The organism is Nocardia sp. NPDC058518, assembly GCF_042719655.1.
Classification (GTDB): domain Bacteria; phylum Actinomycetota; class Actinomycetes; order Mycobacteriales; family Mycobacteriaceae; genus Nocardia.
Map to the genome: position 1 here is coordinate 1 of NZ_JBHXNJ010000014.1, position 19,275 is coordinate 19,275.

A 19,275-nucleotide genomic window follows, 5' to 3' on the forward strand; every position below is an offset into this window, starting at 1 on the left:
CGCCCCCCCGCCGCGCGGCCCCTCAGGGCCGCGGACACGCGCGCGCCAGCGCGCCAACAAACACAGTCAAACCTGCCTGGGACTACCGAACCCAGGTCATCCCTTCCCCTCCCAGAACTACCGAACACCGTGGCCGAAGCACGACACCACCGATCATCACAGGTACATGCCGACATCCGCCGAGTGGTCGATAGTCGACTGAATCTGGATCCCGCCGTCACGCTGAGCGACCAACTCGGCCAGTGTCGCCCCGTCAGGAAAGCCCGACTCGTCGGCGACGCAGTCCTGCCGTGCCAGCCACTCGCGAGCCTCCGCAGCCGACAACCGGCCGACCTCGAGCTGTGCCAGGCAGCGGCCCGGCCGGACGACAGCGGGATGCAGCCGGGAGAGGTCTTCATTGGTGGTGATCGCGATCAACACATTGCGCCCCTGGCCGAGCATGCCGTCGGTGAGATTGAGCAGGCGTGAAAGCTTCTGGCCCGCCGCTTCTTTCGCCTCACCGCGGATCAGTTCATCACAATCCTCCAGCACGAGCAGCCGCCACCGGCCGTCCTCGTCGTCGCCGTCGGCGCCCGCCGCGACTTCCATCAGATAACCGGGATTGCTGAACAGTTCTTCCGGATCGACCACACAGTCGACCTCACACCATGACGCCCACGACCGCGCGAGCGCACGCAGGGCGGTGGTCTTGCCGGTGCCGGGCTCGCCGTGCAACAGCACAAGCCGCCCCTTGATATCGGCGACACCGAGCCCCATCAATCGCTCCATGCCCGCTGCCACCGAGCCGGTGTAGTTGCCACGAATCTCCGCCCACGCGGGCGCCGCGATCTGGCGCCGTCTGCGCGCGGGGCGGCGAACGTCCATGTGCCAGAAGCCCATCTCGACCGTGGCCTCACTGTCACGTGACAGCAACGCACCCTCGGTGGCCTGCGCCAATACCTCGACGGCGAGTTCGTCACTCACCGCGGTCACTTCGATCGTGGCCGAACCACTCGCCCATCGCACGGCCCGCAGCGCCCAGCCGTCACCGGCCGCGAGCAACGCACTGCTGTCGTCGTCGGCGACCGCGCGCACGATCCGCGAGTCGGCGGGCCGTAGCGCCGCGTCGGGGCGCACCCGGTCGAGGTGGGCCTGGCGGGCGAACGGCTGATCGCCGCGAAGGAAGGGGGCGAGGGCCAGTGCGTCGATCGCGTCGCGGGTCGAATAGGTGGAGTCGATGGTCGCAGACCACGGAAACGGCTCGCCCGGATCCTGCGGCTGACGCGGCGAATCGACGAGCCTGAGCTGTTCATTACGTGTGGACACCGAGCCCATCATCGTGGCCGTCTGCCGGAAATGTCCAATGACTTACGGCGCCAACCGCCGCAAAAACTCACTGGCACCGGAGGTGAATCCGTCGGTACGGTCGTAGGGTGACCTCCACTCAGCACGATCAGCCCCCGCCGGAAGCCACCACGAGGGCCGGGATCAAGGAGTGGATCGGGCTGGCCGTCCTCGCCCTGCCGACGCTGCTCATCTCGATGGACCTGAGCGTGCTCTACCTGGCGATCCCCAGCATCAGCGAAGCACTAGAGCCGAGCAGCTCACAACTGCTGTGGATCCTCGACATCTACGGCTTCCTGGTCGCCGGTTTCCTCATCACCATGGGCACGCTCGGCGACCGCATCGGCCGCCGCAAACTCCTGATGATCGGCGCGCTGGCCTTCGGCGTCGCCTCGGTGATCGCGGCGTACTCGACCAGCGCCAACATGCTGATCGGCACCCGCGCGCTGCTCGGTATCGCGGGCGCGACCCTGATGCCGTCCACACTGGCGCTGATCCGCAATATGTTCCACGACGACCGCCAGCGCACCGCCGCGATCAGCGTGTGGATGACCAGTTTCATGGTCGGCATGGTGATCGGACCGCTGGTCGGTGGCGCGATGCTGGAGAACTTCTGGTGGGGTTCGGTGTTCCTGGTCGCGGTGCCCGCGATGGTGCTGCTGCTGGGCAGCGGCCCGTTCCTGCTGCCCGAATACAAGGACCCGAACCCGGGCAAGCTCGACATTCTCAGCGCGGCCCTGTCGCTGCTGTCGGTGATGGCTGTCATCTACGGCATCAAGGAGCTGGCCAAGGACGGCTGGTCGATCGAGGCCGTCGGCGTCCTGGTGGCCGGTCTCGTCCTCGGCGCGGTGTTCGTCCTGCGCCAGCAGCGCCTGACCGATCCGCTGATCGACCTGCACCTGTTCGGCAATGTCCGGTTCAGCGGATCGCTCGCCGCGTTGATGGTCGCCATGCTGGCGATGGGCGGCCTGTTCCTGTTGCTCTCGCAGTATCTGCAACTGGTGCTCGGCCTCTCGGCGTTCGAGGCCGGGTTGTGGACCGTGCCGCAGGCGGCGGCGATGGTCGTGGCGGCGGGCGTGGTGAGCGCGCTCGCACCCAAGATCCGGCCCGCGTACCTGATGGCGGGCGGCCTGGTGATCGCGATGGCCGGTTACGCGATCTTCACCCAGCTCTCTGGCAGCGATGACCTCGCGTTGATCGTCACCGGCATGGTGGTGTTCTCGCTCGGCCTGAGCCCGATGTTCGTGCTCGGCCTCGACCTGATCGTCGGCGCGGTGGACCCCGAACGCGCCGGTGCCGCCTCCGCCATCTCCGAAACGGGTCAGGAACTCTCGGCCGCACTCGGCGTCGCGGTGATCGGCAGCATCGGCACAGCCGTCTACCGCGGGCAGATGGCAGAGCAACTGCCCGCCGGACTCCCACCGGAGATCACGCACACCGCGCAGGACACGCTCGCGGGCGCCCTGTACGTCGCCTCAGCACTGCCCGAGCCCTTCGGCGCCGAGCTGACCACGATCGCCCGCGAGGCCTACACCCATGCGCTGCAGGTGAATTCGGTGGTCGGCATCGGGCTGACCGCTGTCGCCGCCGTGCTGGTCATGACCCTGTTACGCCATATCCCCGCACCGAACGAGAAGGCAACCGACTGACGTTCGGAGACAGCGAATCCCGCCCGATGCTGATTCGGGCGGGATCGCTTCTCGCTGAGTTGTCCCCTCCGCGAGGTTCGGATTCGGCCGGTTCAGCCGAGGTTTTCGCCTACTTGGCCGGAGCCGGGGCCGGGTTGTTCGGCATCGGGGAGTTGATCGTGGTGATGTACTGCAGCGCGGCCATGATCGCGACAGGAGCGGTGATGAAGATCTGGCCCGCGACGGTGCCGAGCGCACCGAGAGCGGTGGCGCCGACGAGGCAGCCACCGATGCCGCCGGGGACCGTGCCGACCAGGAAGCCGAGGATGCCACCGGCAACGGCGCCACTGGCCGCGCCCGCGACACAACCGATGGCCGCGCCGCCGATGCCGCCGACCAGGGTGGCGATGCTGGCGCCCAGGGAGATGGTGCCGGTCATGCGACTCCAGGCGGCCTGCTCACGGTCGTACTCGCTCTTCCACGGAGCCACGTTCTCGTAGGGCAGCGCGACCGGCTTGTAGGTGGCGTGCGCCAGATCGAACTGCGGGGTCAGCGTGGCGGTGCGACCCGAGATATCGGCGGCGATCGGGAATTCGAATTCGTCTACCCGGAAGGACAATTCGGTGCCCGCGACCGTGGTGCCGTTGGCAGCCTTGATCTTGAACACGCCGTCCTCGACCACCATCGAGCCCGCGTCGGTGCTGATGATCGCCGCGGTCTCGGTGCTGGTGCCGGTGTAGTTGATCGGCTCATCCGCCGCAGGTGCTGCGTGGCTGGCTCCGGCGGCGATGCCCATGGCAACGCTGACGGTGGATGCCAGCAGAGCGAACTTGGTGATTTTCACGGGGGTGAACCTTTCGTTTCCTCATCAGGAGATGCGCGGTGCGCAAACTGCGATCCGAACGAGATGGACCATAGCGAGGTAAGCCTCACCTATCAAGACCTTGCTTAGGCTAACCTCCAAGATGACCGAGTTCGCCGTGAGAGAGAACCCCTGATGAGAAATCCGCGTTGGTGCGGGTGGCTTCTTGCCGTTTTCGTGCTGGTCGCAGCCTGTGCGCTCAGCCTGTTGATCGGCACGAAAGCTATTGCGATCGGCGATGTCTGGCAGGCGCTCTTCGGCGTGAGTACCACCCCTGATCACGTCACGATCACCGAGTACCGGGTGCCGCGCACCCTGCTCGGACTGCTGGTCGGGCTCGCGCTCGGTGTAGCGGGCTGCCTGATGCAGGGCCTGACCCGTAATCCACTGGCCGACCCCGGCTTGCTCGGTGTCAACGCGGGCGCGGCCTTCGCGATCACCATCGCCGTCGCGCTGTTCGGTGTGAGTGAGATCACTTCTTACGTCTGGTTCGGGTTTCTCGGCGCCGCCCTGGTGTCGGTTGTCGTCTACCGGGTGGGGACCGCCGGACGTTCCGGCACCGATCCGGTGCGGCTGACGCTGGCGGGCGTCGCCGCCACCGCGGTGCTCGGCGGCCTGACCAGGGGCTTGATCCTGATGCACCCCAAGGCTTTCGACGAGATGCGCCAGTGGGATTCCGGCGGTCTCACCGGACGCGGGTTCGAGATCCTCATCGGCGCGACCCCGTTCATCGCGGCGGGCTTGATCATCGCGGCGCTGTGCGCGCGCTCGCTCAACGCGGTCGCGCTCGGCGACGATCTGGCGCACTCGCTGGGTGTGCACGTGGGGCGCACGCGCCTGTTCACCGCGCTCGCGGTGGTGCTGCTGTGCGGCACCGCGACCGCCGCGGTCGGCCCGATCGCCTTCGTCGGCCTCGCGGTCCCGCATGTGGCCCGGTGGATGGTCGGGCCCGATCAGCGCTGGATCTTCGCCTATTCGCTGGTATTGGCGCCGATCCTGGTGCTGTCGGCAGACATCGTGGGCCGCATCGTCATTCGTCCCGATGAAGTACCCGCCGGCCTGGTCACCGCGTTCCTCGGTGCGCCGGTGCTGATCTGGCTGGCCCGTCGCGCAAGGGTAGGTGCCGCAGCATGAGTTCGACAATCGATTTCGGCCGCGCGATGCTGGTGATCCGGCCGCGCGGAGCACGAATCTCGGCCCGCATCGGCGTGCGCACCCTCGTGGTATGCGCTGTCCTGCTCACGATCTCGGTGGTGACAGCGGTTCTCGCGCTCGGCAGCGGCGACTACCTGATCCCCCCTCTGCGGGTGCTGCGCGCGCTGGTGATCGGTGACGAACGGTTCGACCGGCTGGTGGTGTGGGACTGGCGGCTGCCACGCATCCTGCTCGCCCTGGTCCTCGGCGCGGCCTTGGGCGTGAGCGGCGCCATCCTCCAGTCGGTGACCAGGAATCCACTGGGCAGCCCGGACATCGTCGGGTTCAACACCGGCGCCTACACCGGCGCGCTGATCGCCATCCTGACCCTCGGCGGTGGGCACCTCCAGACCGCGACGGGTGCGGTGATCGGCGGTCTCGGCGCCGCGCTGGTCATCCATCTACTCGCCTTCCGGCACAACGTGACCGGGTTCCGGCTCATCATCGTCGGTATCGGCGTCAGCTCCATGCTGGTCTCGGTCAACACCTGGCTGATCCTGCGCGCCGACCTGGATGCGGCGATGTCGGCGGCGGCCTGGGGCGCGGGCACGCTCAACGGACTCTCGTGGCCGCAGGTCGGTCCCGCGATGGTGATCCTGGCCGTGCTGGCGATCGCGCTCATCCCCGCGGCCCCTCGCTTGCAGACCCTCGAACTCGGTGACGACACCGCCCGCGCGTTCGGTCTCGATGTCAGCCGGGCGACGCTGTGGCTGATCGTGCTCAGTGTCGCGTTCACCGCGGTGGCGACGGCGGTGGCGGGCCCGATCGCGTTCGTCGCGCTCGCCGCACCGCATCTGGCGCGCAGGCTGGCCCGGACGCCGTCGATCGCGCTCGCGCCCTCGGCGGCGATGGGCGCGATGTTGATGATCACCTGCGATTGGATCGCCCAGCACGCGTTCGCGCCGACCACCGTGCCGGTCGGCCTCGTCACCGTCTCGATCGGTGGTCTGTACCTGGCGTATCTGCTGGTCGCCGAGGCGCGACGGAACTAGGAAAGCGAAAAGATGAACGACACTTCACGACTGCGCGCCGACCGGGTCCGCCTCGGCTACAAGGGCACCACGATCAGCGACCAGCTGTCGGTGGACATCCCCGACGGCAAGTTCACGGTGATCATCGGCCCCAACGCGTGCGGCAAGTCCACGTTGCTGCGCGCGCTGGCCCGGCTGCTCGCCCCCGAGTCGGGGACCGTGCTGCTCGACGGCAAGCCGATCAATTCCTATCCGGCCAAGCAGGTGGCCAGGCAGATCGGCCTGCTGCCGCAGACCTCGACCGCCCCGGACGGCATCCGGGTCGCCGATCTCGTGGCGCGCGGCCGCTATCCGCACCAGACGCTGCTGCGGCAGTGGTCGAAGGCCGACGAGGAGGCCGTCGCGTCGGCGATGACGGCGACCGGTGTCTCCGAGTTGTCGGCGCGGATGGTCGACGAGCTGTCGGGCGGTCAGCGCCAGCGGGTGTGGATCGCGATGGTGCTCGCCCAGGACACTCCGCTGATCCTGCTCGACGAGCCGACGACCTACCTCGACATCGCCTATCAGATCCAGCTTCTCGACCTGTGCCGGTCGCTGAACCGGGAATCGGGGCGGACCGTCGTGGCCGTGCTGCACGACCTCAATCACGCCTTCCGCTACGCCGATCACCTCATCGCCATGCGCGACGGACGGGTCGTCGCGACAGGAGCGCCCGCCGACATCGTGACCGCCGAGCTCGTCGACGAGGTCTTCTCGCTGCGGTGCCGGATCGTCGATGACCCGGAAACCGGTACGCCACTGGTGATTCCGCTGGCCGAGGACGCTGCCAAGGTGGGCTAGACCTGCGGCGATGCCATCGGCAGACGTAGGTGTTTCCGAATTTGTTAAGTTAGGCTAACCTAACTGTTTGTGAACGTGACGAGGAGGGGAATCGCCGTGGCTGATGGTCTCGAGTTGCCACTGACCGGACCACAGCTCGGCATCTGGAACGCCCAGCGCTTCGACCCCGAGTCCGGGCGCTATCTCGTCGGCGAGGTCCTGGAGATCACCGGTGACGCGCCGATCGATGTCGATCTGCTGAGCGAGGCGATCGGTCGCACCGTCGCCGAAGCCGAGAACATGCGGCTGCGCTTCGTCGAAACCACCGACGGACCACGGCAATTCGTCAGCGATACCGAGGCGGTGCTGCGGCCGACCGTCGATCTGCGCGCGGCGGCGGAGCCGATGGCGCTGGCCTACGAGGCTGTCGCGCTGGAGCGTGCGCAGGCCGCGCAACGGTGTCGCGGCATGGTCGAGCGGCAGCTGTACAACTACACGCTGATCCGGATCTCCGACTGCGTGGTCTGGTGCGTGCAGCTCTACCACCACCTCATCGTCGACGGTTACAGCGCGGCGCTGCTCTCGCGTCGGGTGGCCGCGCACTACACCTCACTCCGGCGCGGAACACCTTCGCCGAAACAGACTTTCGGCACCATCGCCGAACTGGTCGCCGAGGAGCAGGCCTATCGGGCGGGGCCCGAGTTCGAGGCCGATCGCGGCTACTGGCGTGACCAGCTCACCCCGTGGCCGGACCTCGACGGTCGCGGCCGCCACCTGGGCGGCGCGGTGGAACGGACGATCCGCGCCGAAGCGGTCGTCTCCACCGAACTACTCGCGGCACTGCGTGACAGCGCCGACCGACACGGCATCACCTGGGCCGACGCGCTCGTCGCCTGCTATGCCGCGTTCCTGCACCGCCTGCTCGGCACCGGCGACGTGGTGGTCTCGATGCTGCTGATGGGCCGGGTCGGCCGCGCCGCTCTGCGCACCCCCGCCATGGCGGTGAACGTGCTTCCGCTGCGGGTCGCGGTGCGCTCCGGCGACCGGCTCGGCGAGCTGGGGCCCCGCATCGCCGACACTCTGCGCGAGGTCCGCAAGCACCAGCGCTACAGCGGCGACGACCTCGCCCGCGACTTCCACGGCCACGGCGCGGGCGAACTCCTGCACGGAATCGGCATCAACCTCAAGGTTTTCGACTTCACCCTCGACTTCGACGGTGCGCGTGGGGTGCTGCGCAATGTGGCAGGCGGGCCCCCGGAGGACCTCGGGCTGACCGTCACCCCGCTGCCCGACGGCACTGTGCTGCTCGGCTTCGAATCCGACGCGCGGAACAACGACGCGGACACGGTGCGCGGGCGGGTCGCGGGGTTGATCCGGGTGATCGAGGCGTTCACCGGTTCGGACAAGACCGCGGTGGGTGCGCTCGAACTGCTCGATCCGGCCGAGCGCACGCGACTTCTGGACGAGCGGTCGGCACCGGCGACCGGCGAATTCCCGCTGGGTACTGGTCTGCTGCAAGCGGCTCGGCCGGATGTCGCCGAGCAGCAGCCAGTCGCGCTGGTGCCCGACCTCTTCGCACAGGTATTCGCGCAACACCCCGGCGCGGTGGTTCTGAGTTCGGCTCAGGCCGCGTACACCGGCGCCGACTTGCGACTTCGGGTCGACAAGCTCGCGGGATTCCTGCGTGATGCCGGGGTCGGGCCGGATGCGATCGTCGGTCTCGCACTGCCCCGCGATGTGGAGTTCGTCGTCGCACTGCTCGCCGTCTGGCGGGCCGGTGGCGCCTACCTGCCCCTCGATCCCGAACATCCGGTCGCGCGGCTGCGGGCGACGATCGCGGACGCGGCACCTGTTGTGGTGCTCAGCGCGGGCGAGTTGGCAGCCCAGCTCGGAGACGATGCCGTCGCGATCGATGACGCGGAATTCCGCGCTCGGCTCGACGACCACGCCGACACCGCTTTCGATATCGCGGTGCGACCCGAGCACGCGGCGTATGTCATCTACACCTCCGGCTCGACCGGGCAGCCGAAAGGCGTTGTCGTACAGCACGGCTCCCTGGCCGCGCTCGTCGCCGCGCACCGTCGCGGAATCTACGGCGACGCGGCGAGCCGTGCGGGCGACCGTCAGCTGACCATCGCGCACACCACCTCCTTCGCTTTCGACGCCTCGCTCGATCCACTGCTGTGGATGACTGCCGGACATCGAATCCACGTGTACGACAGTGACACCCGGCGTGACCCCGCCGCCCTGGTCGAAGCGTTCGCGCGCGACGGTGTCGACGTCGTCGACGGCACCCCGTCACTGATCGCAGCCCTGCTCGAACACGGCTTGACCGCTTCCGATATCTCCGGTGCCGCAGCGCACCCGCCGCTGATGCTGGCCATCGGCGGTGATGCCTGCTCAGCGGAGCTGTGGGGTGCGATCGTTCGTGGCGGGTTCGCGGCGGTGAATCTGTACGGGCCGACCGAGGCGACGGTGGATGTCATCGGCGCGCCGATCGACGAAGCAGGCCCCCGGATCGGGATGCCGCTGCCCGGCTCGCGGGTTCATCTGCTGGACAACGGGTTACAGATCGTCGCCGATGGGCAGGTGGGCGAGCTGTATCTCGCCGGTCCGCAGATCGCGCGGGGGTATCTCGGCCGGTTCGCCACCACCGCACAGTCTTTCGTCGCCGATCCGTACGGCCCGCCGGGGGCGCGGATGTATCGCACCGGCGACCGGGCGCGCTGGGTTCCCGGACTCGGCTACGAATACCTGGGCCGGGTCGACAATCAGGTGAAGATCCGCGGGCACCGCGTCGAACTGGGCGATGTGGCGGCGGCACTCGAGGGTCTACCCGAGATCCGCACGGCGGCAGCAGATATCCGCGAGATCGCCGGGCGCCAGACGCTGATCGGCTACGTCGTCGCCGCGACCGACAACCTCGACACCTCCGCCGCGCGCACCCGCCTGGCCGACCTGGTGCCCGAGCACATGGTGCCCGCACGCCTGGTCGTCCTCGACGCCCTGCCGACCACGGTCAACGGCAAACTCGACCGCACCGCGCTACCGGACCCCGCGACCGACGAGACCGGACGCGCACCGGCCACCGCTGCCGAACATGCTGTCCACAAGGCGATCTCGGCCACCCTCGGCCTCGACACCGTCAGCATGGACGACGACTTCTTCGCTGTCGGCGGTGACAGCATCACCGCCATCACCGTCAGCAGCACACTGCGCACGCAGGGCTTCGACCTGGTCCCGCAGCAATTGCTGACCCGTCGCAGCCTCGCCGCGCTGGCCGAGGACGCGGACCCCCAGCAGACCTCCCCCACCGCTGATCTCGGATCGACATCCGCTGCGGCAACCGGTTCGATATCCAGCGACCCAGCACACCGCGCAGGCTCGCCCGAGATGTCCCGAGTAGCCGAACCCGGATCGCCGATGCCTGCGGCGCCAGGTCACTTGGTCGCCGAACTCTCGCAGAGTGACATCGACGAGTTCGCCGCTACCTATGGCCCGGTCGCCGATGTGCTGCCGCTGTCGCCGTTGCAGGAGGGACTGCTGTTCCACGCCCTGCGCGACGGTGCCGAAGACGTGTACACGATGTCGGCCAGGTTCACCCTCGACGGCGTCATCGATCCGGAGCGGATGGGTGCGGCGTTCGCGAGCATGTTGCGACGGCATCCGAACCTCGGCGCCGCGTTCAGCTTCGAACGGTTCGACCAGCCGGTACAGATCGTGCCCCGGACACCGGGGGTCTCGTGGGAGGTCGAAGATCTCCGCGCGGACTCCGATCCTGAAGCGCAAGCACGGCTTTCGGTGCTGCGAGCCGGTACCGAACCGTTCGACATCGATCAGCCCCCACTGATCCGTGGCCTCCTGATCCGCCTCACCGACACCTCCCACTGGCTGGTCCTGATCGCCCACCATCTCCTCGCCGACGGCTGGTCGGTACCGACCATGGTCCGCGAAACCCTCGCCATCTACACCGGCGAAACCCTGTCGGCTCCCGCGTACTTCGGCGACTACCTGGCCTGGCTCGCCACCCGCGACACCACCGCCACCTTGCACTGGTGGACCGAGAACCTCACCGGCCTACGCGTGCCGACCCTGCTCGCCGCCGGACCTTCATCCGCGAGCGATCCGGCCGCGCTCGCATCGATCGGCACCGAAACGACAGACACGGCCCTCACGCGACAGCGTCCGGTCGGACTGCGGGTTCCGCTCACCGCCGGGGTGGCGACGACACTGGCGGACAACGCCAGGCGACACGGTCTGACCATGAACACCGTCCTGCAAGGCGCGTGGGCGATGGTCCTGGCGGATCACTTCGGGCGGACCGATGTGGTGTTCGGGACCGTTGTCTCCGGACGCCCCGCCGATCTCGCCGGTGTCGGCGGGATGGTCGGGTTGTTCAGCAATACCGTGCCGGTCCGGGTCGCGCTGGCGACGGACCGGGCGGTGGCCGAGCAGTTCGGCGAGCTACAGCAGTTGTCGTTCGACGGGCAGGCTCGGGGGTACCTCGGCCTGGCCACGATCGAGCGCGCGGTAGGGATCGGCCGGTTGTTCGATTCGCTGGTCGTGTTCCAGAACTTCCCGAAAGCCGGGCTGTTACAGCCGGATCCGGGTGGGGTTCAGGTGGTCGACGTCGACGTGGACGGGCTGACGGACTTCCCGGTCACCCTGACCGCACTGCCAGGGGCCGAATTCGCGCTGATGCTGCACCATGACGCGGCCGCCGTGCCGGGCCCGACCGCCACTCGACTGAGCGATCGACTCGCGGCCGTATTGTCCACGCTGGCCACCGATCTCGACGGCTCCGTCGGCGAAACCATCGCTGCGGCGATGCCATCGGAAACCCACGGCAGCACCCTCGCCGACTGGTCGGCGACTGCGACGATCTCCGCCGACGCGCCTGCTGTCACCGCGCAGGGCATGACGATCTCGTTCGGTGAGTTCGACCGCCGGGTCCATCGGCTCGCGCGGTGGCTCATCAGGCAGGGCGTGCAGTCCGAAACTGTTGTCGCGATTGCGATGACGCGCGGGATCGAGTCGATTGTCGCGGCGCACGCGGTGTGCCGGGCAGGCGGGGTCTATCTGCCGTTGGACCCGCACAGTCCCGCGCAGCGAGCGGACCGGATTCTCGCGACATCAGCCGCGGCGCTGGTTCTCACCACCGCGACCGACAACTTCGAGACCGAGCGCGCACCCGTGGCGCAGGTCGAAGCACTGGATCTGTCCGGTTTCGCCGATACCGCGGTCACCGACCTCGACCGACTCGCACCACTGCTCCCCCGCAATGCCGCGTACCTGCTGTTCACCTCGGGATCCACCGGCGAACCCAAGGGCGTGAGCGTCCCCCACGAGGCCATCGTCAACACCTTCGAGTGGATGCAGCGACGGCACCGGCTCGGCGCCGGTGACACCGTCTTGTACCGCACCGCGGCCACTTTCGACGCTTCCATGCTCGAGCTGTTCTGGCCGCTGCTGGTCGGCGCGCGCGTCGTCGCCGCGCCGGTGTCGGGTCGACTCGACCGCGACCCGCACTACCTCGGTGAACTGATCGCCGAGGAGCGGGTCGGCATGATCCAGCTGACGTCGTCGATGCTCACCGTGCTCGCCGAGGAAGCCGACCTGGGTAGCTGCACCGCCCTGCGCTGCGTGATCACCGGTGGCGAACCACTTCCGCCGTCGACCGCGGCGCGGATCAGGTCGCTCACCGGTGCCCGCGTCCACAATCTGTACGGGCCCACCGAGGCCGCGGTGTGCATCACCCACCACGAGACCTCCGACGCCGACAGTGGCAATGTCCCGATCGGTATTCCTGCCTCGGGTGCCGATGTGCGGGTACTCGACACCGACCTGCGCGCGGTTCCGGTCGGCGTGGTCGGCGAGTTGTACCTCACGGGAACACAATTGGCGCGCGGATATCTCGCGCGCCCGGCCCGGACCGCGGGTTCGTTCGTCGCCGACCCGCTGGGCAACGGCGAACGGATGTACCGCACCGGCGATCTCGTGAGCTGGGGCCCGCACGGTGAGCTCGACTACGTGGGCCGCGCCGACAGCCAGGTGAAGCTGCGCGGTCAGCGCATCGAACTCGGCGAAATCGAAGCGGCCTTGCTCACCTGCCCCGGCGTCGCCCACTCCGCGGTGATCCTGCGCGAGGATACCCCCGGCGATCAGCGTCTCGCGGCCTACCTGGTCGCCAAGGCGGACACCGACATCGACATCGCCGCAGTTCGTTCCGGCTTGCAAGCGCGGGTGCCCGCGTACATGGTCCCGGCCGCGTTCGTCGTCCTCGACCACATCCCCCGCACGACCAGCGAGAAGATCGACCGCAAAGCCCTCCCGACCCCCACGTACGACAACCAGGCGAACGTGCAGCCGGTGGCCACGACGAACGCCGACGAGCAACCGGCTTCGGCCGAACCCCGGTCCACCCACCAACCGGCGGGCGACGATCTGATCAGCACCATTCGTTCGGCGATGGCAGCCGTGCTGTCCGCCACCGACGTCGATGCCGACGCCGACTTCTTCGAAGCGGGCGGCCACTCCCTCACCGCCGTCCGCGTGATGGGCAGGCTCCGGCGGGCCGGTCTGCCGGTCGTCCTCGACGATGTCTTCGAGGCGCCGACACCACGGGCGCTCGCCGATCGGATCACCCAGAGCGACACCGCCTCTCGCAGCGCTGGAACGGACGACGCGAAGGCCGGCAATGCCTGGGGTTCCCGGCTCGACCCTGTGCTCGAACTCCGCACCACCGGTTCGCGCGAGCCACTGTTCTGCATTCACCCCGTCGGCGGCACCGCCTGGCAGTTCGGCCCTCTCGCCGGACTCCTGCGCGCCGACCGCCCGATCATCGGCCTACAGCTACCGACCCTGAGCGACAACACCTTCCGCACCGGGACCCTCGGCGACCTGGCCGCGCACTACGTGTCAACCATCCGCCGAATCCAGCCGCACGGCCCCTACCACCTGCTCGGCTACTCCCTCGGCGGCACCATCGCCCACGCCATGGCCGCCGCGCTGACAGCAGCGGGCGAGCAGGTCGCCTTCACCGGCCTGGTCGACGCGTTCGCCCTGTCCGATCTCACAGAACAGGCCACCCGCGCGCTCACCGACCCCGCCGATCTGGACCAGCTGCTCCCCGAAATCCCGGACGACGCACCAGAACTGGCGACGAAGCTGCGCGAAGCCGCCACCGCCCTGCTCGGCATGGTCACCGCGTCCACCACGGCCCAATACCACGGCCCGATGGCGCTCTACGCCGCCGACAACGCAACCACACCCGGCCGCACCGAGGCGCAACTGGCGGGCTGGCAGTCCGCACAGGCCCGGCTCGTGGTGCGCCGACTGCCCTACTCCCACTTCGAGATCGTGTCGCCCACCGGCTGGGCCGAGGTCGCGGCACTTCTCGACACAGACCCGGTGATCAGCGGCTGAGCATGCAGCACACCGCTTTTCACCGTTCCAGAAGAAAGATGAGGACAACCCCTTCCATGTTCACCACTCGATCATCGGGCAGGCTCCGCGCCACCCTCGCTCTGCTGGTTCTCGCGCTGATCGCGGCGCTCACCGGCTGCAGTAGCTCCTCGGGCGACACCGCCGCACCGTCCGGCCCCCGCGAGGTCCAGACCCCGAAGGGCACCGTCTCCGTGCCCGCCGACCCGCAGCGCATCGTCGTGCTCAACGGCACCCTGGCCGGCTACCTCTACGACCTCGAGGTACCGGTCGTCGCCGCCGACCCGCGTCTGCTCGGCGTCGCCAGCAAGCCGGGCGAGTTCCCGACCGGCTGGGCGGCTGACGCCACCAAGCAGGGCACCAAGGCCCTGCCGACCGGTGAGAACATCAACCTGGAGTTCATCGCGGCCCAGCGCCCCGACCTGATCATCGGCGGCGGCCAGGGCTACCCGGCACAGCAGTCGGTGAACGCCTACGACCAGCTCAGCGCGATCGCCCCGACCGTGCTGGTGCCCACCGAGACCACCTACTGGCAGGACCAGCTGCGGGTGATCGCCGATGTGGTCGGCAAGCAGGCGAAGGTCGACCAGCTGGTCACCAACTACAAGGACAAGCTGGCCAAGGCCAAGGCGAGCATCAAGGCGCCCGCGGGCAACACCGTGATCATGCAGTCGCTCAAGAGCCAGAAGCCGACGGCGTTCGTGCCCACCGCGGCACTGCCCACGCTGCTGTCGGAGGTCGGGTTCACCCTTGACCTTCAGCTGGAGAGCAAGGCGGGCAACCCCGCTCGCGAAGGTAGCGCCGACTTCATCAGCTTCAGCCCCGAACTGCTGAACACCGCTGTCGACGCGCCGGTGCTGTTCATGATCCCGCTCAACGGCGGCCGGAGCCTGGATGAGCTGCGGGCCGACCCGATGTACGCGTCGCTGCCCTCCTTCAAGGCCAACACCGTCTTCGAGCTGCCCGCGACCAGCTCGCGTCCCGATTACCGCACGGTCATGACCACGCTCGATCTGCTCGTGGAACGCTTCAAGTGACAGCGGTCGGCGGCCTGCTCATCGACATCAGCCCGCTACGGACCTCGCGTCCGTTCCGGTGCGCGTTCGCGGCGCGGCTGGTGTCGGTGCTCGGACTCGGGTTGCTCATGGTGGCCCTGCCGTTGCAGGTCTATCAACTGACCGGCTCGACCCTGCAGGTCGCCGGCATCGCGACAACCACCGCGGCCGCACTCTTCGTCGGCAGCCTCGCCGGCGGGGTGATCGCCGACCGCTACGACCGGCGCAACGTGATCCAATGGTCGCGTAGCGCAGCGGGTCTCGGGTTCCTGATCCTCGGCATCAACGCGGTGCTGCCGGATCCGATGCTGTCGGTGATCTATCTGGCGGCGGTCATCGACGGACTCGCGGGTGGAGTCAGCGGCTCCGCCTTGATGGCGCTGGTCCCGATGCTGGTCGGGCGCGAAAAGATCGCGGCGGCAGGTGCTCTGACCGCCCTCACCACCGACCTGGGCACCATGATCACGCCCGCGATCGCCGGTCTGCTCGTCGCGCAGGCGGGAGTGTCGGTCGCGTTCTTCCTGTGCGCGGGCGCCACCGTCGCCACGGTCGGGCTGATCACCGCGATCGGGCCCGCGCCGCCACCGGCGCGCGACCTGCAGAACCCGGTGCGCGAACTGGCGATCGGCATTCGATTCGCGGTGCAGCACAAAACTATTCGGATCATCCTGCTGACCGGCTTGATCGCCATGCTCGTCAGCGGCCCACTGGTGCTGCTGCCCGCCTTCGCCGAAGTCGAACTCGGCGCGGGCCCCGGCGTACTCGGCCTGCTCTATGCCGCGCCGGGCGCCGGCGCGGTCGTCGGCTCGCTCACCAGCGGCTGGATGAGTCGCACCCGCTACAACGGACTCGCGCTGCTGATCTCGCTGGCCCTCATGCCGCTGGGCGTGATCGCGGCCGGACTGTGGTCGCACGCGGCGCTGGTCTTCCTCGGGCTGGCCGGATTCGGCCTGGCCAGGGCGGTGAACATCGTCTTGCGCTACACCCTGCTCCAGCAGCAGGCACCCGAGGAACTGCGCGGCCGGATGGCCGGACTGCTCATGGTGCAGTCGGTGACCGGCACCGCGATCGGCTCGATGGTCGCCGGTTTCGTCGGCCAATTCTTCGCACCGGGCTCCGCGCTCGTGATCTACGGCGTCGGAGTCCTGGCACTCACCGGTGTGGTGGCGCTCGCCGCCGGGCCGCTGCACGGAAAGGAACAGAAGTGACAGATCGCAGTGGCTATGCCGCGCGCATCGCCGAAGTGCTCGCCGGCGAGCACGGTGCCAAGGTCCCGTATCCGATCGGTTTGCAGGAAGTGGAGGTGATCCGCACGGTCGCGGTCGGGGCCGGGCTGCTCCGGATCACCTTCGGCGGGCCCGATATCGCGTCCTTCCACAGCTATGTGCCGGATGAGCACGTGCGCCTGGTCTTTCCGTGCGAGGACGGGGTGCTGCGGCTGCCCGAGCGCGACGGTCAATCACTCGAGTGGGGCAATCCGCGCCCGGTGTCGCGTGAGTACACGGTGCGCCGCCACAGCATCGCCGACAACGAACTCGATATCGATTTCGCGATCCACCCGGGCGGCTTGGCCTCGGAGTGGGCGAGCGCGGCGAGCCCGGGCACCAAGATCCACATCGCGGGTCCTCCCGGTGGCGTCGTCGTCCCGGAGTCCTACGACCGGTTCCTCTTCGTCGGTGACATCACCGCACTGCCCGCGATCGCGCGCTGGCTGGAACGGCTGGCGCGGACCGCGCAGGGCTGGGCGTTCATCGAGGTGACCGGACCCGAGGAAGAGATCGCGATCGACGCGCCCGAGGGCGTCGAGGTGCGCTGGCTGCATCGCGGCGACCTCGAACCGGGCACCGGCGACGCACTGGAGAAGGCGGTGCGCGGGATCGAAGTGCCTGCCGGACAGCGTGTTTACGCCTGGGTCGCCGGCGAGGCAGGCTGCCTGCGTGGCATCCGCAAGGTGGTGCGCGGCGAACTCGGCATCGGCCCCAAGGACTCGCTGATCGCCGGCTACTGGAAGCGCGGCGTCGCCGACTTCGATCGAGAGGAATGAGCGATGACCGACGAACAAGTCATCACCGACGTGGCCACGGCACTCGGCGTCGACCGATCCGAACTGGCCGCCGATACCGACCTGCTCGACGCGGGCCTCGACTCGGTCCGCATCATGTCGCTCGTGGAGAAATGGCGGTCGGCCGGTCATGCAGATATCGACTTCCCCACGCTCGCAGGTGATCCCGTGCTCGGCTCGTGGATCGAACTGCTGGCCTGATCGCATGATCGAGATCGGGGGTGGCCCGGCATCCGTGCCACCCCCGGTCCGGTCAGTTGCCGAACGACCCGTCGGCGAGTGCCTGTCGCAGATCCTTGCGGCTGGTCTTGCCGACGCCGGTGGCCGGGAATTCGTCGACGACCACCACCGCGTCGGGCATCTTCCACGCCGCCACGCCACGCGACCGGACGAACGAGCGCACCGAGATCAGGGTGGGCCGCTGTTCCGGGTCGACCGGCTGAACGAAGGCACAGATACGTTGACCCAGCACAGGATCCGGCGTGCCGACGATGACGGCGTCGCGGACCGCGGGATGTTCGAGCAGATGTGCCTCGAGCTCTTCGGCCGAGACCTTCTCGCCGCCCCGGTTCACCCAGTCGCCCGCGCGGCCCGCGACCACGAGGTTGCCGTCGGGGCGCACCGACACGATGTCGCCGGTGCGGTACCAGCCCTCGGCGGTGAAGCTGCGGGCGTCGGCGTCGGGGTTGTCGTAGTAGCCGCGAATCGTGTACGGGCCCTGCGTGATCAGGTTGCCCGTGGCACCCGGCGCCACCTCGACACCGTTGTCGTCGACGACGGCGAGCTGGTCGTGCTCCGACATCGGCCTGCCCTGGGTGCTGACCACCACGTCGATCGGGTCGTCGAGCCGGGTGTAGCACACCAGACCCTCGGCCATGCCGAACACCTGCTGCAAGGTCACGCCGAGCGCGGGACCGATCCGGCGGGCCAGCTCGTCCTGGCACCGCGCCCCACCTACCTGGAGCACGCGCAGACTGGACAGATCGGGTGTCGCGCCCGCCTCGGCGCGCTCGGTCCAAAGCCGCGCCAGCGGGGGCACCAGACCCGTGATGGTGACGCCGAACCGCTCGATCAGCGGGAAGGCCGTCGCCGGAGTGGGATCCGGTGTCATCGCGACCGCACCACCCGCCCACAGCGCGCCGAGGATGCCCGGCGAACTCATCGGGAAATTGTGCGCGACCGGCAGCGTCGCGAGATAGACCGTGGCGCTGTCGAGTTCGCAGATCTCGGCGCTGCGGCGCACGCTGTAGAGGTAGTCGTCGTGGGTGCGGGCGATGAGCTTCGGGATGCCCGTACTCCCGCCGGACAATTGCAGGAACGCCACATCACCGGCCGACGGACCCGCCAGTTCGGCTGGGGTGTCCCGGTATTCGGCGATGTCGTGCGCATCGTCGGGCAGCGATTGCCCATCGTCGAGTACCAGCAACAGGTGCCGCAGACTCTCGACCTCATCGCGCACCTGCGCGGCCAGCGCCGCGTAGTCGAAGCGCTGGTGCGTGCCACAGGTGATCATCGCCGTCGCCGCGGCGGCGGTGGCGATCGGCACCAGCTCGGCCTTGCGATGGGCGGGCAGACAGAACACCGGCAGCGCGCCGAGCTTGAACAGCGCGAAGATCACCTCGACGAATTCGGCGCGGTTGGGCAGCTGCACCAGGACCCGGTCGCCGGGCGCGATGCCGAGGCGGTCCAAACCGGTGGCGAGCGAGCTCGAACGGTGGTCGAGTTCGGCGTAGGTCCAGCTGTTCGCGTCGTCGAGAACCGCGATCCGGTCCGGCGCCGCGAGCACGCGCGCGGCGAGCACATCACCGAAAGTCTCACCCGCCCAACAGTTCTGCTCTCGATATCGTTGTGCCAGGTCAGCGGGCCACGCGGTGTTGCCGGGGAGTACGGGTTCGGTCAAGTCGAGCACCTCTTTCCA

At 68.5% G+C, this 19,275-nt stretch carries 12 protein-coding genes; 9 read left to right on the forward strand and 3 right to left on the reverse strand.

What is annotated here, in order from left to right:
• Window positions 1–156: 156 nt before the first annotated feature.
• A complete protein-coding gene (locus ACFWPX_RS22705) occupies window positions 157–1,314 on the reverse strand; it encodes a DUF5925 domain-containing protein (protein WP_378929105.1) in 1,158 nt (385 codons plus the stop codon).
• Window positions 1,315–1,412: 98 nt separating this feature from the next.
• On the opposite strand from ACFWPX_RS22705, the gene ACFWPX_RS22710 reads away from it, so the two are divergent.
• On the forward strand, window positions 1,413–2,972 hold the full coding sequence (locus tag ACFWPX_RS22710) for an MFS transporter (protein WP_378929002.1): 1,560 nt from the start codon (window positions 1,413–1,415) through the stop codon (window positions 2,970–2,972).
• A gap of 109 nt (window positions 2,973–3,081) precedes the next feature.
• On the opposite strand, the gene ACFWPX_RS22715 is transcribed toward ACFWPX_RS22710, so the two are convergent.
• Complete coding sequence (locus ACFWPX_RS22715) at window positions 3,082–3,795, reverse strand: hypothetical protein (protein ID WP_378929003.1); 714 nt, start codon at window positions 3,793–3,795, stop codon at window positions 3,082–3,084.
• A gap of 153 nt (window positions 3,796–3,948) precedes the next feature.
• Here ACFWPX_RS22715 and ACFWPX_RS22720 point away from each other — a divergent pair, with 153 nt between their 5' ends.
• The 8 genes from ACFWPX_RS22720 (at window position 3,949) to ACFWPX_RS22755 (ending at window position 17,558) form a co-directional block, all read left to right on the forward strand.
• Window positions 3,949–4,947 carry an iron chelate uptake ABC transporter family permease subunit gene (locus ACFWPX_RS22720; protein WP_378929004.1) on the forward strand — a complete coding sequence of 333 codons (999 nt, stop codon included), beginning with the start codon at window positions 3,949–3,951 and terminating at the stop codon, window positions 4,945–4,947.
• Complete coding sequence (locus ACFWPX_RS22725; RefSeq protein ID WP_378929005.1) at window positions 4,944–5,999, forward strand: FecCD family ABC transporter permease; 1,056 nt, start codon at window positions 4,944–4,946, stop codon at window positions 5,997–5,999. Before ACFWPX_RS22720 ends, ACFWPX_RS22725 begins: the two co-directional genes overlap by 4 nt.
• 12 nt (window positions 6,000–6,011) lie before the next feature.
• A complete protein-coding gene (locus tag ACFWPX_RS22730) occupies window positions 6,012–6,818 on the forward strand; it encodes an ABC transporter ATP-binding protein (RefSeq protein ID WP_378929006.1) in 807 nt (268 codons plus the stop codon).
• 96 nt (window positions 6,819–6,914) lie between these two features.
• The gene (locus tag ACFWPX_RS22735) at window positions 6,915–14,222 is read left to right on the forward strand and encodes an amino acid adenylation domain-containing protein (protein ID WP_378929007.1); all 7,308 of its coding nucleotides are present in this window, start codon (window positions 6,915–6,917) and stop codon (window positions 14,220–14,222) included.
• 56 nt (window positions 14,223–14,278) lie between these two features.
• A complete protein-coding gene (locus ACFWPX_RS22740; RefSeq protein WP_378919810.1) occupies window positions 14,279–15,277 on the forward strand; it encodes an ABC transporter substrate-binding protein in 999 nt (332 codons plus the stop codon).
• On the forward strand, window positions 15,274–16,503 hold the full coding sequence (entS, locus tag ACFWPX_RS22745) for an enterobactin transporter EntS (protein WP_378919812.1): 1,230 nt from the start codon (window positions 15,274–15,276) through the stop codon (window positions 16,501–16,503). Before ACFWPX_RS22740 ends, entS begins: the two co-directional genes overlap by 4 nt.
• Entirely contained in the window at window positions 16,500–17,339 is an 840-nt protein-coding gene (locus ACFWPX_RS22750) for a siderophore-interacting protein (protein ID WP_378929008.1), read from the forward strand. Before entS ends, ACFWPX_RS22750 begins: the two co-directional genes overlap by 4 nt.
• 3 nt (window positions 17,340–17,342) lie before the next feature.
• Complete coding sequence (locus ACFWPX_RS22755; RefSeq protein WP_378919816.1) at window positions 17,343–17,558, forward strand: phosphopantetheine-binding protein; 216 nt, start codon at window positions 17,343–17,345, stop codon at window positions 17,556–17,558.
• 52 nt (window positions 17,559–17,610) lie between these two features.
• On the opposite strand, the gene ACFWPX_RS22760 is transcribed toward ACFWPX_RS22755, so the two are convergent.
• Window positions 17,611–19,266: a (2,3-dihydroxybenzoyl)adenylate synthase gene (locus ACFWPX_RS22760; protein ID WP_378929106.1), complete on the reverse strand. Its 1,656-nt coding sequence runs from the start codon at window positions 19,264–19,266 to the stop codon at window positions 17,611–17,613.
• Window positions 19,267–19,275: the final 9 nt, after the last annotated feature.

Coding starts and splice junctions, on each gene's coding strand:
- ACFWPX_RS22725 (WP_378929005.1), top strand. CDS start 4,944: ATGAGTTCGACAATCGATTTCGGCCGCGCGATGCTGGTGATCCGGCCG.
- ACFWPX_RS22755 (WP_378919816.1), top strand. CDS start 17,343: ATGACCGACGAACAAGTCATCACCGACGTGGCCACGGCACTCGGCGTC.
- ACFWPX_RS22740 (WP_378919810.1), top strand. CDS start 14,279: ATGTTCACCACTCGATCATCGGGCAGGCTCCGCGCCACCCTCGCTCTG.
- ACFWPX_RS22705 (WP_378929105.1), bottom strand. CDS start 1,314: ATGGGCTCGGTGTCCACACGTAATGAACAGCTCAGGCTCGTCGATTCG.
- ACFWPX_RS22720 (WP_378929004.1), top strand. CDS start 3,949: ATGAGAAATCCGCGTTGGTGCGGGTGGCTTCTTGCCGTTTTCGTGCTG.
- ACFWPX_RS22730 (WP_378929006.1), top strand. CDS start 6,012: ATGAACGACACTTCACGACTGCGCGCCGACCGGGTCCGCCTCGGCTAC.